Annotated in this window: 1 protein-coding gene; it reads left to right on the forward strand. The window is 55.5% G+C overall.

Annotated features, from left to right (window positions below):
* On the forward strand, nt 1–636 hold a 636-nt coding region (locus tag KVT39_RS36445; RefSeq protein ID WP_217591429.1), incomplete at its 5' end, for an IS3 family transposase.
* Between the last annotated feature and the right edge of the window lie 31 nt (nt 637–667).

The raw sequence follows: 667 nt of genomic DNA on the forward strand, positions 1-667 counted from the left end.
GGCACTTGGGTCAACCGCAAGACGGTGCAGCGACTGATGTCAGTGCTGCGTCTGAAGTCGCTCGTTCGGCCCAAGAAATATCGGTCCTATCGGGGAGAGCGTGGGCGCATAGCGCCGAATCTACTCAACCGCCAATTCGAAGCCAATAGGCCCAACGAGAAGTGGGTGACGGATGTGACCGAATTCAATGTCGGCGGCAAGAAGCTATATCTGTCGCCGGTTCTGGATTTGTACAACGGCGAGATCATTGCCTGGCAAATGAGCGAGCGCCCTGACTTCGCCATGATCAAAGCCATGCTGGACAAGGCATTCAAGCGGCTGGCACCTGATGAGGCACCGATGCTGCATTCGGATCAAGGCTGGGCTTATCAAATGCGAGAATACTGCGAACAGCTTGCTGAGCGAGGCATGCCGCAGAGCATGTCACGCAAGGGCAACTGCCTGGATAATGCCGCGATGGAAAGCTTCTTCGGCACACTCAAATCCGAGTGCTTCCGGTTGACACACTTCGCAGACGTCCAGCAATTGCGTCGCGCCATTGCCGACTACATCCGCTATTACAATCACGACCGCATCAAGCTCAAGCTAAAAGGGCTGAGTCCCGTGCAGTACAGAACTCAGCCCTTGGCGGCCTAATTTACCCGTCCAACTTTACGGGGTCAGCTCA

Origin of the sequence: Burkholderia sp. GbtcB21, from assembly GCF_019091065.1 — a bacterium.
In the GTDB taxonomy this organism is placed as follows: Bacteria; Pseudomonadota; Gammaproteobacteria; order Burkholderiales; family Burkholderiaceae; genus Burkholderia; species Burkholderia pyrrocinia_C.